This window comes from Turicibacter sanguinis (assembly GCF_013046825.1).
GTDB classification, from domain to species: domain Bacteria; phylum Bacillota_I; class Bacilli_A; order MOL361; family Turicibacteraceae; genus Turicibacter; species Turicibacter sanguinis.
This window is the reverse complement of the sequence record NZ_CP053187.1, coordinates 487,784-504,021: the sequence shown is the minus strand read 5'-3', so window position 1 is coordinate 504,021 and position 16,238 is coordinate 487,784. Positions and strand designations below refer to the sequence as shown.

At 34.2% G+C, this 16,238-nt stretch carries 14 protein-coding genes and 1 riboswitch; of the genes, 11 read left to right on the top strand and 3 right to left on the bottom strand.

Going from position 1 to position 16,238, the window contains the following annotated elements; genetic code table 11:
* The first annotated feature begins 51 nt into the window (after positions 1-51).
* The 3 genes from HLK68_RS02560 to HLK68_RS02550 all read left to right on the top strand — a co-directional run bounded on the left by HLK68_RS02560 (position 52) and on the right by HLK68_RS02550 (position 5,072).
* Positions 52-2,889: an endo-beta-N-acetylglucosaminidase gene (locus HLK68_RS02560; protein WP_006783990.1), complete on the top strand. Its 2,838-nt coding sequence runs from the start codon at positions 52-54 to the stop codon at positions 2,887-2,889.
* A 148-nt stretch (positions 2,890-3,037) separates the two neighbouring features.
* The gene (locus HLK68_RS02555) at positions 3,038-3,784 is read left to right on the top strand and encodes an AAA family ATPase (RefSeq protein WP_006783991.1); all 747 of its coding nucleotides are present in this window, start codon (positions 3,038-3,040) and stop codon (positions 3,782-3,784) included.
* 61 nt (positions 3,785-3,845) lie between these two features.
* Entirely contained in the window at positions 3,846-5,072 is a 1,227-nt protein-coding gene (locus tag HLK68_RS02550) for a voltage-gated chloride channel family protein (RefSeq protein WP_132942564.1), read from the top strand.
* A 134-nt stretch (positions 5,073-5,206) separates the two neighbouring features.
* Here HLK68_RS02550 and HLK68_RS02545 read toward each other — a convergent pair whose 3' ends face one another.
* Positions 5,207-5,482 carry a hypothetical protein gene (locus tag HLK68_RS02545; protein WP_006783993.1) on the bottom strand — a complete coding sequence of 92 codons (276 nt, stop codon included), beginning with the start codon at positions 5,480-5,482 and terminating at the stop codon, positions 5,207-5,209.
* Between the two features lie 118 nt (positions 5,483-5,600).
* A complete protein-coding gene (locus HLK68_RS02540) occupies positions 5,601-6,038 on the bottom strand; it encodes a globin domain-containing protein (protein WP_006784271.1) in 438 nt (145 codons plus the stop codon).
* A gap of 325 nt (positions 6,039-6,363) precedes the next feature.
* Between HLK68_RS02540 and HLK68_RS02535 the strand changes: the two genes are divergently transcribed.
* The 8 genes from HLK68_RS02535 (at position 6,364) to HLK68_RS02500 (ending at position 15,618) form a co-directional block, all read left to right on the top strand.
* Positions 6,364-6,759 carry an RrF2 family transcriptional regulator gene (locus HLK68_RS02535; RefSeq protein ID WP_006784270.1) on the top strand — a complete coding sequence of 132 codons (396 nt, stop codon included), beginning with the start codon at positions 6,364-6,366 and terminating at the stop codon, positions 6,757-6,759.
* 157 nt (positions 6,760-6,916) lie between these two features.
* A complete protein-coding gene (locus HLK68_RS02530; protein WP_006784269.1) occupies positions 6,917-8,434 on the top strand; it encodes a glycerophosphodiester phosphodiesterase family protein in 1,518 nt (505 codons plus the stop codon).
* A gap of 302 nt (positions 8,435-8,736) precedes the next feature.
* Positions 8,737-8,837: riboswitch (purine riboswitch) on the top strand.
* A gap of 30 nt (positions 8,838-8,867) precedes the next feature.
* Positions 8,868-9,701 carry an ABC transporter permease gene (locus tag HLK68_RS02525; RefSeq protein ID WP_006784268.1) on the top strand — a complete coding sequence of 278 codons (834 nt, stop codon included), beginning with the start codon at positions 8,868-8,870 and terminating at the stop codon, positions 9,699-9,701.
* The gene (locus HLK68_RS02520) at positions 9,694-10,476 is read left to right on the top strand and encodes an ABC transporter permease (RefSeq protein WP_006784267.1); all 783 of its coding nucleotides are present in this window, start codon (positions 9,694-9,696) and stop codon (positions 10,474-10,476) included. Before HLK68_RS02525 ends, HLK68_RS02520 begins: the two co-directional genes overlap by 8 nt.
* 11 nt (positions 10,477-10,487) lie before the next feature.
* A complete protein-coding gene (locus HLK68_RS02515; RefSeq protein WP_006784266.1) occupies positions 10,488-11,516 on the top strand; it encodes an ABC transporter ATP-binding protein in 1,029 nt (342 codons plus the stop codon).
* A gap of 24 nt (positions 11,517-11,540) precedes the next feature.
* Positions 11,541-12,590: an ABC transporter substrate-binding protein gene (locus HLK68_RS02510; RefSeq protein ID WP_006784265.1), complete on the top strand. Its 1,050-nt coding sequence runs from the start codon at positions 11,541-11,543 to the stop codon at positions 12,588-12,590.
* Positions 12,591-12,608: 18 nt separating this feature from the next.
* The gene (locus HLK68_RS02505; protein WP_132942563.1) at positions 12,609-14,315 is read left to right on the top strand and encodes an adenine deaminase; all 1,707 of its coding nucleotides are present in this window, start codon (positions 12,609-12,611) and stop codon (positions 14,313-14,315) included.
* Positions 14,299-15,618, top strand: a complete 1,320-nt coding sequence (locus tag HLK68_RS02500; RefSeq protein ID WP_055163825.1) for an amidohydrolase — start codon at positions 14,299-14,301, stop codon at positions 15,616-15,618. Before HLK68_RS02505 ends, HLK68_RS02500 begins: the two co-directional genes overlap by 17 nt.
* A 61-nt stretch (positions 15,619-15,679) precedes the next feature.
* Here the strand turns inward: HLK68_RS02500 and HLK68_RS02495 are convergent, their stop codons facing one another.
* On the bottom strand, positions 15,680-16,108 hold the full coding sequence (locus tag HLK68_RS02495) for a hypothetical protein (protein WP_009607643.1): 429 nt from the start codon (positions 16,106-16,108) through the stop codon (positions 15,680-15,682).
* Positions 16,109-16,238 lie beyond the last annotated feature (130 nt).

Sequence of the window (16,238 nt, the reverse complement as noted above, 5' to 3'; positions counted from 1 at the left end):
ACTTAATGTTTTGTTTTAACTTTTAAATTTATACTTGAAGGGGAATACATTATGACACGTTATAAAAGAATTAAAAAGTCTTCAAAGAAAAATCTAACTGGATCAAAAGTTTTAATGCCTGTCTTTTTAACATTTACGGTTGGGACTGCACTAGTAGGATGTGCTTCAGTTGAGCAAGGACAAAGTACAACTGAGGAAGTTCATGAAATAAAACCTCAAAGTATTTATACCATTAGTCCAGAAGTTGCAAACACAGAATTAATTATGAATAACTTAGCAACGGCTCCTCATTGGTTCCCAGCTGAATTATTAGAATGGACGCCAAGTAGTGATAAGCATTTTGAATATAATAGAAGTACAGTCGCCTTAGCAGACCGTGTAAGTAAAGATAGATTAGAGACAGTTAACGCAACGCAAGACAAAGAGCGTGAAGTTGTTGCGATTTCTATTATGAATAATAGTACAAGTGGAAATCCATCTCAAGGAAGTAATAAAATTTCTTCAAATGTCTTCTCATATTGGCAATATGTTGACAAGATGGTTTATTGGGGAGGATCTTCAGGTGAGGGGTTAATTGTTCCTCCAACGGCTGATGTTACAAATGCTGCTCATAAAAATGGAGTTCCGGTTCTTGGAACAGTCTTTTTCCCAATGGAAGCACATGGTGGAAAAATGGCTTGGTTAGATGAATTCTTAACAAAAGATGAAAATGGAAGCTTCCCGATTGTTGATAAATTAATCGAAGTCGCACAGTCTTATGGATTTGATGGATGGTTTATCAATCAAGAAACAGAAGGAAACGAAGAAACACCTCTGACACCTGAACATGCACAGTTAATGAAAGAGTTAATTGTTGAATTTAAAGCAAAAGCAGGGGATAGTCTTGAAATCATGTGGTATGATTCAATGACTAAAGAGGGGGAAATGGATTGGCAAAATGCTTTAACTGAAGAAAATGAATTCTTCTTAGTTGGTGATAACCAAGAAATGATTGCCGATAGTATGTTCTTAAACTTCTGGTGGACAACAGACACATTAGCACCAGAAAATTTACTTGAAGCTTCAACACAAAAAGCACAAGAGTTAGGAATTAATCCAAATGTTATTTATGCCGGAATTGATGTTCAAGCCAATGGAGTTAATACACCAATTCGCTGGGAATTATTTGAGGCAGGAAATACATCTTTAGGTTTATATTGCCCAAGTTGGACATATGCTTCTGCTAGTTCAATTGATGATTTCCATGCCAAAGAAAATCGTTTATGGGTAAATGAAAATGGAGATCCGTCAGTTTCAACAAGTGCAACTGATCGTGAATGGCGAGGAGTTTCAACATATATTGTTGAGAAAAGCGTTGTTAATTCGTTACCATTTATGACGAACTTCAATTTAGGACATGGGTATAATTTCTTCATTGATGGTGAAAAAGTGTCTGAAACAGATTGGAATAACCGTAGTATGGCAGATGTTTTACCTACTTACCGCTGGATGATTGAAAACGAAGGGGCGAATACTTTAAGTGCCGATATTGATTACGCAAATGCCTTTTATGGTGGAAACTCAATCAAACTCCTTGGAAATATGGAAGCAGGAAAAAAATCTACAATTAAATTATTTAGTGCCGATTTAACACTTGAAGATAAGGTGTCATTTACAACAGCGATTAAGTCATCTGAAAATGTTGATTTTGATTTGGTGTTAGATTTCCATGATGGAACAACTGAAACGTTAAAATCTAAAGAAAAAGTATCAGTGGATGAGTGGACAACATTATCTTATGATGTGTCTAAGTTATCAGGAAAAGCTATTAAAAATATTTCATATGCTATCTCTTCAAAAGAAGAAGTGAGCGGATTAAGACTAAGCATCGGTAATATGACGATTGCAAGAGAGTCTGATGCAACAAATGCAACAGCTAGCAATTTAAAAGTTGAAGATTATTTATTTGATGAAGATGCAATGTATGCTGGAGTTAAGTTATCTTGGGAAGGAAATGCTGATTCAAATGGACATTATGAAATTTATCAAATTAACCAAGATGGAACAAAATCATTCTTAGGAACGTCTGCAACAACTGCATTCTTCTATAACGCACTTCCACGCGAGGGTGAGTCAAATCAAACGAACTTTGAAGTTGTAGCAGTTAATAACTTAGGAGAGCAAGGAACAAGTGCAAAAGCAACAATGGAATGGCCTGATAACAGTATGCCAAAAGCTGAGTTCAGTGTTTCAAGAACATTAGTTGCACCAGGGGATGATGTGACGTTTACAAATCTTTCATCTCAAAATGCTGAAGAATTTGTATGGGAATTTAAAGGTGCTAATATTGAAAGTAGTACAGATGTAACACCGACGATCAATTTTGCAGAAGAAGGTGTCTATACTGTTACATTAACTGCTAAAAATAAATCAGGAGAAGTCAGTGTCACAAAAGAAGAAATTATTACCGTTTCTAATGCTGCAACAGAACTTGTGAATTTATCAGAAGGAAAAGCGACAGAAGCGTCAGGATTTGTAAATAACAATGAGGCGCCTCAATTTGCGGTTGATGGATTACTTGATACGAAATGGTGTGCAACAGGGACTGCGCCACACTGGATTGTGATTGATCTTGGAGAATTAAAGACAATCAGTGAAGTGTACATGGCTCATGCCGAAGCGGGTGGAGAAAGTGATGGAATGAACACCAAAGCTTATACAATTGAAGTGAGTCAAGATGGAGAAAACTTTGAAGAAGTGGTGAATATCACAAGAAATTCTGCGGCGACAACCGTTGATACCTTCAAAGCTGTTGAGGCTCAATATGTAAGAGTTAGTGCCATCAAACCAACACAAAACTCAGATTCAGCTGTACGTATTTATGAAATTCAAGTTAGAGGACTTGAATAGAAATAACTTTTTTAAAACTTAACCTAACATAAGACCCCTATTAGTGACTATCGTGATAAAATCCTTTTTAAATCCCTCAGACCAATCGTTTGAGGGATTTTTTTGTTATAATGACAGTAGATAAGTAAACGAGGATGTGGATGTTAAGATGAAAGAGCGATTTATTAATCATATTAAGATTGACTGGAGTCAGATCGGTGAAGACAGTTATGTTAGACATATCAAAGCATTAAATCAACTTAATCAGCTATCCTTCAATCACAACATTACATTTTTTGTAGGAGAGAATGGTTCAGGAAAATCGACTTTAATCGAAGCGATTGCTGTTGCCTATGGATTTAGTGCAGAAGGTGGAACACGAAATTATAACTTCTCTACGTATGAATCACATTCTGAATTACATAAAGCTATTTCTTTTACTCGAGGCATTAAACGTCCGAAAAATAGTTATTTTCTTAGAGCTGAAAGTTTTTATAATGTGGCCAGTCAGGCTGAAGAATATCGTGGGAATGATCCAATCGAAATTTACTATGATAGATATGGTGGAAAGTCATTTCATGAACAATCACATGGTGAAAGTTTTCTTTCCCTTCTACAGGGGGCATTATCTGCAGATGGAATTTACATTTTAGATGAACCAGAAGCCGCACTTTCTCCTCAACGCCAACTCACCTTATTAATTGAAATACATCGTCTAGCAAAACGTGGTGCTCAATTTATTATTGCAACGCATTCACCCATTCTTTTGGCTATTCCAGAAGCAAGTATTTTATCATTTGATCATGGAACCATTGAACCCTGTGATTATACCGAAACATCAGTTTATCAAATCACTGAGATGTTTATTAATAATCGAGATTATTTCCTAAATCATTTGTTATCAGAAGACTTTTAAAACTCCTATCTGAGGAGTTTTTTCTTGTTTTTTTGGAAATCATATATCAAGAGGTGATGAAATGGATTTATTACAAGAGTACGTTAAAGACATTGCAAGTGTTGCAAGACATTTTTTGAAATGGTTCTTATTAGCTATTGTTTCGGGCACCCTTGTTGGAATTTTTATTTCGTTTTTCTTAAATAGTTTACAGTATGTTACAAACTTACGTGAACACCGACCATGGCTTCTTTATTTACTACCATTTGGCGGAGCCTTCGTTAGTTATTTATATTTAAAATTTGGTAAGGATTCTGCTAAAGGGAATAATTTAATTATCGAACGAATCAACGAAGGAGTGGGAGAGATTCCTTTTAGAATGGCCCCCCTTGTTTTTTTAGGAACCGTTGTGACTCATTTATTTGGGGGATCTGCCGGAAGAGAAGGAACAGGCGTTCAAATTGGTGCCAGTATTTGTTCAAAACTTAGTCATTTCCTTCATTTAAACAAAGAAGATGCCACTATTTTGATTATTAGCGGCGTCAGTAGTGGATTTGGTGTTGTCTTTGGAACGCCAATAGCCGGAACGATATTCGGTCTTGAAGTGAGTACCATTGGAAAAATGAGATATGAATCCATTATTCCTTGCTTGTTATCGAGCTATATCGGAACCTATGTTTCAACTCTATTTAACGTGAGTCATAGTCATTACGAAATGGAAACTTTATCATCACAGAATCCTTTTTTATTTTATAAAGTTATGGCGTGTTCAATCTTATTTGGATTAATGAGCAAATTATTTGCTGAGTTAACGCATTATTTAAAAAAGATATTTTCTGATAAACTTAAAAAGAGTTATGTCAAAAGTTTCGTTGGTGGATTAATCATCATTGGATTAATGTTAATGATACGAAATCGAATGTATTTAGGATTAAGTTTACCTTTATTAAAAGAAGCATTTGAATCACCAGTTGTGGGGTATGCATTTTTGATTAAATTATTGTTAACATCTATTACTCTTGCAACCGGATTTCAAGGTGGAGAAGTGACGCCGCTGTTTGTTGTAGGAGCAACATTTGGCAACTTTTTAGCTCCCTTATTTAATTTGCCACTGTCCTTTGTAGCGGGACTTGGAATGATTGGTGTATTTTGTGGTGGAACCAAAACTCCCCTCGCTTCCTTTGCGATGGGGCTTGAATTATTCGGGGGAGGTAATCTTAAATACCTTTTTATTACATGTGTCATTAGTTATGTATTTGCGGGGAAAAGTGGAATTTATACCTCGCAAAAAGTTCAATCAGATAGATGATTAGTTGCATCTGCGATATCAATATAACCAACTGTTGCGCCTAAGAAACCTACAATTTTTATCAGATTAGATTTAAAAACAGGCATTTCACCCTCTATCATCTCATTGTTTGAATTTGAGGTAGTCATTAAAATTTATAGCTTTTCCCAAGTCATAAGGGTTAAGAGAATAATAGCAACTAAGAATAAACTACTTCCCTCTACGATCACATTAGATGCAGTTTTTTGATGAAAATTTGCTTCTGCTGTAGTAGGTGAGAAAAGCGATTTTTCTTCTTCATCAAAACCATAAAGATAGAAAAAAGACCCCATAATAAAAATCCATGTTGCAAAACGCCCTAGCTGAATAATAGCAAGTTTTTGTTCTGTGAGTGTTTCCTTTTGTTCTTCAGAAGTACAATCACTATTCATAATGAGTCTCCTCCCTTATCCAAATCGTAATATTAGTATATGTCATGTGAACCACTTGGTTATTTATCATTTTAATAAAAAAATTCCTATAACCTCATTGGTCATAGGAATTTTTTTATTAAGCGCGTGATGCGTAGATTTCTTTTTCAACATTAATGAAAACTTGTGCGATTACATCATAAGTTTTAGCCCAAGCTTCGATGATTTCATCAGTTGCGGCCTCTCCTAAAACTTCTTTGATTGCCCCAAGTAAATGCGCTCCAACGATTGGGTAATGTTCTTCTAAAACGCCACAATCACAATGTTTAACTGCGATTTTGTTAACAACAGGCATAATTGCCCCTAAGTTATCAACATTTTGAGCAGCAGCTAAAACAGTCAGAGCTAAAGCTTTTGGTTGTTCACCTGATTTTTGACGCTCCATATTAAAGAGTGGTGCCACTTCAGGATTTTGTTCAAACATATTTTTATAGAATGTTGTTGTAATTTGAATACCGTGTGATTTTAAAGCAGGTACTGTACTTTTAATAATTTCAATTGTTTGTTGATCTAACATAATCATCTCTCCTTATTGTTTGTTGAGGTAACTATATCATAAATCGAATATAATGTTCAAATAATATGCACATTTATTTTTTTTAAAAAAACATGAATTTAAAGATTTGACTGCGGAAGAACAAAGATAACAGAAGAAAATGTTAATGAGAAAAGTTTTCATTTAAAGCGTCTCGTCTTATTTTTAATAAATTTTTATAGAGATTATCATTTAGTAGCCATCTATTAAATCGTGAAGATAACAATCAATAATCACCAAGAAATAGTCAAAACAATAGATACTTTATGTTGTATAATAAGAATAAGTTAAAAAAGGTGGGATTTCGATGCAACTATCCAAATTCAGTGATTATAGCTTTCGTGCACTTATTTATTTAGCACAACATCGTGACCAACTGTGTACCGTTGAAGAATTATCAATGAATCTAAATACATCAGAACAACATATGAAAAAAGTCATTCATAAGTTAGGTAAAACGCCTTATGTCACTTCAATAAAGGGACGTGGAGGTGGACTTCGACTTGGTTGTGAGCCTCAAGAGATAAACTTAGGTGAGATTCTAAAAATTACGGAAGATAATTTAAATATTTTAGAATGCTTTAATAAATCAGCTGGGTGCCCGCTATTATCAAGTGGCTGCAAACTAAAAAGTATTACTTCAGATGCTTTACAAAAATTTATTGAAGAATTCTCAAACTATACATTAGAAGATTTACTTTAACAGGCTAGTTACTAGCCTGTTTTTCATAGTTGTTAGCTTTTATATGACAAAATTTTAGATACTGAGTCTGACTCAAAAAATGTAAAAACATTTTGTTTCTAAAGAGCAGAAAACATATTCTCAGCGTTTTAAGATTATACTGTCTTGAGGTGAGGACATGTATAAAAAATATTTTTTATTAGATGTTTTGAAACAACGAGGAAAATGTAAATTGCCATCCAATGAGACTAGTCGATATCTTGAAGTTTTATTGGTTGAAAATAATCAACCGATTAATTTAAGTCATTGTCAGGTCGAAATTATTCCTTCTCAAGAAAGTGTTGAAATTTTAAAAGATAGAATGGGTACGATTTTAATTAAAATACTTGATTCAATGAATAAGGATTCTAAGTTACAATTAAATATTTATCAACAGGAATTGCTGCGAGTTACAACGAGCTTTGAGGTTGAATTTGAGAAAAAAGAAGAGGTTATGAATCGGAATTTAGTTCAAAATCCACAGGGCCTATTCCACAAAACAGAAATCCGCATGATTGCACATCGAGGACTTAGTGCACTCGCACCTGAAAATACGTTACCGGCTTATGAGTTGGCTGGGAAGTATGGATACTTTGGGGCAGAATGCGATATTCATGAGACGGCGGATGGTGAATTCATTTTGATGCATGATGACTCGATTAATCGAATGACAAATGGATCAGGGAGTCCGAGTCATTATACGAAAGATGAGCTCAAGGCATTTCAAATTGCAGATTCGACCTATCCACATCTAAAAATCCCAACGTTGCAGGAGTATTTAAACGTATGTAAATGTCAGGGGCTTGTTCCTGTCATTGAGGTGAAGCGAATTGGAATCCAAAGTATTGCGACATTATTAAATCAGATTGAAAAATGGGGGCTACTTTCTAATTGTATCATCATTACGTTTCATCAAGAGGTCGCCACTGAAATTAGGAAGCTAGATAAAAATATCGGCCTTCAATGGCTTGCTGATTTAACAAAAGAAAATATTGATTACTGTGCGAAGCATCAAATGAATATCGATTGTCATAAAAAAAATGTCACAAAGGATTTGATTGATTACGCTCATTCTGTTGGTGTTTTGGTGAACGTCTGGACAGTCGATGAAGCAAAAGAAATGGTTAACTTAATTGAGATGGGAACTGACTTTATTACAACTAATAGCTTACTGTACCGTCAAAGTATTAGGGGTAATGGGAAGTGTGAAAGTTATAGCATGAAAAATAGAATTGATTATTTGAGATGTTTAAATCCATTTTTAATTGAGAGCCATGGGAATATAATTCAAGATGGAACTTTTAAATGGCATGATGAGAGTCATATTTTTGAAATGCAAGGAACAAAACAAGCACCTGCAACATTAGAAATTAATCTACCTCAATTATATAAAGGGGATGTTGTGACCGTAAGTTGTGAATACCTTAATCTCTCTGGACAATCTTTAAGTATTAGTTATGGAACAACGAAAAAAGAATTTGAGCAAGTTGTGCCTTCGACATTAGTAGATGATTGGGGATATGCTGAAGTCCAATTTCTTACGTTAAAAGATTTTCAATCCATGAGAGAAGAAACCTCAATGGTACTCATTGGAGCATCCGATTCAAAATCACATTTCATGATTAGAAATGTCAATGTTAAGATCGATTATATGTGAGGATTAGAAGCGTTAAAATTCTTTATTTAAGGAGTCCAAATAAAGGTAGGATATAAACTGTATTTAGCTTAACTAGCTATGAGTTTACATATTAAGCGATTAGAACAATATTTTAATATAACCTTAATTGAGAGCTCTAGTAAGAGGAAGCAGTGCTCATTAAATCAGGTTATTGATATTAAGCATATAAAAGGTGATAAATGTAAAAATTTATCACTTTTTATATTTATATATTTAAGTTAAAAAACGACATATTTTTACAAAAAAATGAGGTAAAATCTATAAAATTTTGGTATAATGACGGTGGTTATCAAGGTTATTTTCATATATAACGCAAATATGGTGCGTAAGTTTCTACCCGATTTCCGTAAAAAATCGGACTATGAGAAGAGATAGAACAAGGCCATTCGTTCTATCGCAAGGAGGTAACGACATGAAAAAAAATTCAGCTTATGTTTTAATGGTTCCAGGATTTGTACTATTATTATTATTTTTAATGTTGCCATTATGTTCAATATTATGGCCAACGGTCTTTAATGATGGATTTTCTCTAAATCAATACATCTCATTTTTCCAAGATGAGTATTATTTAGAAATCTTCTATCGAACGCTGAAAATCTCCTTGATTGCTACCTTGGTTTGTACACTGTTTGGAGTGCCGACCGCTTATTTTATTTCGCGTTGTTCACAAAAATGGAAAGGTCTATTAATTGCTATTTCTATTTTCCCGTTATTAACGAATTCTGTTGTTCGTAGTTTTGCTTGGATTAATATTTTAGGTAAAAATGGAATAATCAATAATTTATTAGTGAATATGGGAATCGTTGAGCAACCAATTAGTATGCTGTACACTGAGTTTGCCGTTTTAGTCGGAACGATTTATTTATTCTTGCCAATTATGATTATTACGTTAGTTGGAGTGATGGATAATATCGATAACGATATGATGGAGGCAGCTGAGAGTTTAGGGGCAAATCGTTTAACAGCTTTTATAAAAGTTGTTTTACCGATGAGTATTCCAGGTATTATTACGGGAGCAGTTCTTGTTTTTACTGGATCTCTAACAGCATATACAACTCCACAGCTTTTAGGTGGAAATAAAGCATTAGTTTTACCAACTTTAATCTATCAACGTTCAATGACTTTAAATGATTGGACGGGAGCAAGTGTTATCGCAGCCATTATGATTGTGACGACCTTAATTGTCATGAAGGGATTAAACTTCATTGCAGCAAAAGTAGATAAGCGAGGTGAACTAGATGCGTAAACATAAGATGCTAACATTGGTATCAATGTTCGTTTTTGCTTTTCTTTTCTTTCCATTAGTAATTATTACAGTGACGGCTTTTGGAACTGAAAATACAATCTCGTTCCCAATTAAAGGATTTACATTTGATTGGTTCGTGAAGGCATTAACGTCAAAAACATTTATGAATTCTTTCATTTTAAGTTTTAAATTAGCATTAATATCAACTTTAATTGCGTTAGTCATTGGGATTCCAGCAGCTTATGGAATGTCACGTTACTCAGTTAAAGGGAAGAAATTATTAAAAAGTTTCTTCTTATCTCCAACCATTGTTCCTGGAGTCGTGATTGGATATGCATTATTCCAATTCTTAGTGATTAAATTACGTATTCCAGTTTTTCAAGGATTATTATTTGGGCATTTCTTAGTTGTATTGCCTTATATTATCCGCATTGTTGGGGCTTCACTTGAGCAATTTGATTTCTCGATTGAAGAAGTAGCGTGGAGTTTAGGGTGTAATAAAATCCAGACATTCTTTAAGATTGTTTTACCAAACATCTCTAGCGGGATTATTTCAAGTTTCTTATTAGCCTTTATTAATTCATTTAATAATATTCCAGTTTCAATGTTTTTAACGGGTCCAGGAGTCACAACCTTACCAACAGCATTAATGAACTATATTGAATATTATTATGATCCAACCGTATCGGCTGTATCAGTTTTATTAATGGTTGCAACAATCGTTATTATGTTTGTTGTTGAAAAGACACTTGGAATTAATTCATTAGCAAAATAGGAGGAGACACCATGGCATTCGTAGAATTAAATGATATTCGTGTAACTTACGATGGAAAAAATGATATTTTAAAGGGATTAAATTTACAGATGCATGAAGGTGAGTTAGTGTCATTACTTGGTCCAAGTGGATGCGGTAAGACAACAACTTTACGTGTCATTGCTGGTTTTATTGATATAGCTGACGGAGACTTCTTAGTAGATAATGAAAACTTTACTAAGATTCCTGTACATAAACGTAACTTCGGTTTGGTTTTCCAAAGCTATGCTTTATTCCCACATTTAACTGTAAAGGATAACGTAGCCTTTGGGTTAAAGCTACGTAAAATGGATAAACAACAAATTGAAGAAAAAGTCGATAAAATGTTAGAAGTCTGTGGATTACTAGAGTATAAAGATCGTTTACCAAAGCAATTATCGGGAGGTCAACGTCAACGTGTCGCATTAGCACGTGCTTTAGTAATTGAGCCTAAATTATTATTACTTGATGAACCATTAAGTAATTTAGATGCAAAGCTTCGCATCCAAATGCGTGTTGAAATTAAACGAATTCAAAAAGCGTTAGGAATTACAACTGTCTTTGTTACTCACGATCAAGAGGAATGTTTTGCGATTTCAGACCGTGTTGCAGTTATGAATAAAGGCGTTATCGAGCAATACGATACACCTGAAAATATTTATGCTAAACCAAAAACTGAGTTCGTTGCAAGATTTATTGGGTTCGAAAACTTCATTCCAATGAAACATAAATCAGGAAATACATTCTTAAGTGATGATTTAACATTTAGTGTTGATGAATTACCTGATACGACTATTACATTAGGAACTATTCGTCCAGATGATATTGAGATTGTTCAAAGCTCGCAAGAAAACTGTGTCAGTGGAACAGTTTGTGTTCGTACGTTCTTAGGTAAGAGTTATCAATATGAAGTTGAAACAAAGTTAGGGAAAATCGTTGTAAATCATGACGGTGCAGATGTATATGAAATTAATGATGAATTAACATTACATTTACCAGCAAATAAAATCGTATTAGTTTAAACAGGCAAAAAGGAGACGAAGAATATGAAAAAATCATGGAAATTAGCATTAGGTGCTGCAATGGCATTAACCCTTGTTACAGGATGTTCAACAGGTTCTGAAGATTCAGGGAAACAAAAACTAGTTGTTTCAACATGGGGATTAAGTCAAGATGTTTGGGAACAAGAAGTGAAAATTCCATTCGAAGAAAAGTACAACTGTGAATTAGTATTAGATACAGGTGGAACAAATGATCGTTATACAAAATTAGCTAATAATCCAAATTCAGAGGTTGATATTATTGAATTATCACAATCAGCGGCAGCAAATGGATATGAGGCAGGATTATTTGAACAAATTGATTACTCAAAGATTTCAAATGCTTCTTCATTAATTGAGCCTGCAGCAGAATTAGCTGAAAATGGATTCGGGGCTGCTTACACAGTAAATAGTATCGGAATTATTTACAATCCAGATGAGGTTGGATTTGAAATTAATGATTGGTCAGATTTATGGAATGAAGAATTAAAAGGTAAAATTTCAATTCCAGATATCTCAACAACATTTGGGCCTGCTATGGTTTATGTAGCAAATGATTATGCAAATGGAGATATTAAAGAAGATCAAGGTGAAGCAGCATTCAAAGCATTAGCAGAATTACAACCGAACATTGTTAAAACTTATTCAAAATCAAGTGATTTAGCTAATATGTTTGCATCTGGTGAGATTGCTGTTGCTGTTGTGGGGGATTTCGGAATCCCAACGATTGAACAAGCTCAACCTAATGTGAAATTCGTTGTACCAGCATCAGGAACTTACGCAAACTTCAATACAATCGATATTAATAAAAACTCAAAAAATAAAGAGTTAGCTTACGAATATGTAAACTTCCGTTTAAGCCAAGAATTACAAAGCTCAACAGCGATTACTTTAAATGAAGCTCCAACTAATAAAGATGTTGTTTTAGATGAAGAAACAGCATTAAACAAAACATATGGTGAAGTTGCAGCAAATGCTAAAACAATTGATTATTCATTTGTTAATCCATTATTAAATAATTGGATTGATCAATGGAACCGTATTGTTAACCGTTAATTAGGATAGGTGCTCAATATGGATATGATCATTAAAAATATTTCAGTGTATCAAACATTTACTCAACAATTTGAAATAAAAGATGTTTTCATTAAAAATGGTCGATTTGCACAGATCGCAGATTCTTTATCGGTAACAGAAGAAACAGTTATTGATGGAACTGGTCTATATATGGTACCAGGATTAATTGATATTCATATGCATATTGAAAGTTCTATGACTCTACCTTCGCGTTTTTCACAGGCTGTTTTGCCTCATGGGGTTACAACTGTTGTTGCAGATCCACATGAGATTGCAAACGTGTTTGGAATCGAAGGAATTCAATCATTTTTATCCAATGCAACTGCATTGGATATTTTTTATGGAATTCCATCGTCTGTTCCTTCAACATCCCCACATTTAGAAACAACAGGTGGGTTGATTGGAGTAGATGAAGTGAAGGAACTTCTCAATCATCAAAATATTTTATGTTTGGGAGAAGTGATGAACTTTCAAGATTTATGCAAAAAAGAAAGCTCAACTATTAAAGATATTATTAAACTATGTCAAGAATTTAGACCGTCCTTACCGATTGAAGGTCATTGTCCAAAAATTAGTGGTAAAGATTTAGCAGATTTTATTGCAGCAGGAGTTACAGCAGATCATACTCAGCAAACACCTGAAAGTATTATTGAAAAAATTAAAAGTGGAATGTTTTTAGAAATTCAAAAAAAATCGATGACTAAACAGACCATTCAAACGTTAATGGATTATCATTTTTATGATTATTTTGCATTTGTCACAGATGATGTCATGGGAGACAAGTTACCTAAGGGTCATTTAAATGAAATTATTAAATATGCCGTTAAACTTGGAATGCCAGTTGAGAAGGCAATTTATTGTTCGACTTATACGCCAGCTCGTCGAATGCATTTAGAAGATCGCGGAATGATTGCGCCTGGCCGTCTAGCAGATTTTATTTTACTGACTGATGTGGATAACTTTAAGATTCATTCCGTTTACAAGGGTGGGTGTTGCGTAGCTAATGATAGGGAATCGCATCAAGAAAATCATAATCAAATATTCCCAGACCATTTCTACCACTCAATAAAATGTAAAAAGGCTGAGCCTGAAGATTTTGATATTAAGATTTCAGGGAATAAAGTGTTATGTAACATTATTCAAACACAACCACACTCAACATTTACTAAACATATTCAAAAACAGGTTCCGGTTAAAAATGGAATACTTGATTATGAATCACAAAATCTATGTTTATTAACGGTTTATGAGCGTTATGGAAAGAATGGTAATATCGCTCACGCTTTGTTAGATACCCCGATTAAAAAGAGAGGAGCGATTGCAACATCTTGGGCTCATGATCATCATAATGTCATGGTGATGGGAAATGATAAAGAAGATATGATGCTCGCTCAACAGATGATTTGTGAAATGCAAGGGGGCTATGTCGTTGTAAAAGAGGGGCAAGTTTTAGCAAAAGCTTATTTAGAAATTGGTGGTATTGTTAGTGCACAGCCAATTGAAGTATTAGCACAACAACTTAGGGACGTTCGATCTGCTATGCAAGAACTCGGATATGTTCATGATAATGAAATTATGTCATTCTCGACATTATCATTACCGGTATCCCCACAGTTAAAGGTAACTGATATGGGAATGATTAATACATTAACACAGGAAATTGTGCCATTAATTGCGGAGGTTTATCATGAAGACGTTAATTAAAAATGCTTGGATTTTAACAATGGATAAAACGCTATCAACTTATCCACAAGGTATGTTAGTCATAGAAGATGATAAGATTTCGTATGTCGGTGAGTATGATTCAGATATTGAAAAGTATGTGGATGAAGTGATTGATGCATCAGGTGGTATCTTGATTCCAGGAATGATCAATACACATGCTCATGTTTCAATGATTCCATTTCGTTCATTAGGAGATGATTGTCCAGATCGACTTCGTCGTTACCTTTTCCCTCTAGAAATTGAATGTATGAGAGCACCATTAGTCTATGAGGCTGCCCGTTATGGAATCTTAGAGATGCAACGTAGTGGGGTGACTACTTTTTTAGACATGTACTATTTTGAAGAAGAAGTAGCTCGTGCATGTGATGAGATGCAGATGCGTGGAGTACTTGGGGAGACAGTTATTAATTTTCCGACATGTGATTGCGAAGAAGCTTATGGAGGGTTAGCTTATAGTGAACAGTTTATGAGTAAATGGAGCAATCATCCGTTGGTGACGCCAATCATTGCACCACATGCAACCAATACTAATGATACAAAAGCACTACAAGATGCTCATGAGATTGCGGTTAGATATGACACGTTAATTTCAATGCATGTTGCAGAGATGGATTATGAGATGACAGAATTTCGTGAAAAGTATGATATGACACCAGTAGAATATTTAGATTCAATTGGTGTTTTAAGTGATCGATTAGTGGCTGCTCATTGTATCCATGTGAATGAAAATGACATGTTATTAATGGCAAACCGTGGCGTAAAAGTTGCACATTGTATTGGATCAAATATGAAAGCCGGAAAAGGAATTGCCCCTGTTAAAGAAATGATTGAGCATGGGTTAACTGTTGGTCTTGGAACAGACGGGCCGAGTAGTGGGAATACGTTAGACTTATTTACGCAAATGAAAACAGCAGTTTATGCACAAAAGACTCACTATAAGGATCGTTCACTATTTAAAGCAGAGGAAATTGTAAAACTAGCAACGATTAGTGGAGCCCGTGCCTTAAAAATGGATGATAAAATTGGTTCACTTGAAGTTGGAAAACAGGCCGATATTGTTTTAATTGAAACAGAATCTTTAAATATGTTTCCAATTTATGATCCTTATTCAGCGATTGTGTATAGTGCCAATTCATCTAATGTCCACAGTGTTTGGATTAATGGGGTATCCGTTTTAAAAGAGAAACAATCAATTTTTAATCAGACAGAGATTAAAACGTCACTTCAAAATGAAATGCAAAACTTTGCAAAACGTGCAATAGAGCGTTCAAAAGATTTATAAATGTGAATAAGTAAAGTCAAAAAATCCCGTAAGGTAAATCTTACGGGATTTTTTATTAGATTTATTCGTTGTGGGGGGAAGAATGGGGTGGATTAGATTCAATACAACATTGATATTCCTTTTTCAATTTAGATAATTGTACATTTATTTTTTGAGCTTTTTTGAGCATTTTTTTAGTCTTTTGACTGATACACTGTGCCTGAAAATCAAGAGCCATTAACTCGTTAGTTAAGCATTCAATTTTATTTGCAAGTGTCACACAACGAGAGCACTTTTGGTTAAATTCATACATGTCACCATATTCATGTAACCAGCAATTGATTTTTGAACGGATGACTTTTTGAGCTCTAATGTAATTTGTAGTTGATTCCATATGGGAGATTGCTGAATCTAATTCATCTATTGCTTCTAGGAATTCTTCGTCGATGAGTCGTTGTAAAGCATTATATTTTTGAATCAGAGTTTCATATTCTTCAATTCTTTTGGTCATTCAAATCCCTCGTCTCTCCATTAAAAGGAATATTATGTTATAGGATATGATAGAGGATCCATGACTTGTGCCTTTAAATAGCAACAAAATAATTTTTTATCATGTGGTTAAACTAAGGACAGTTTGATTG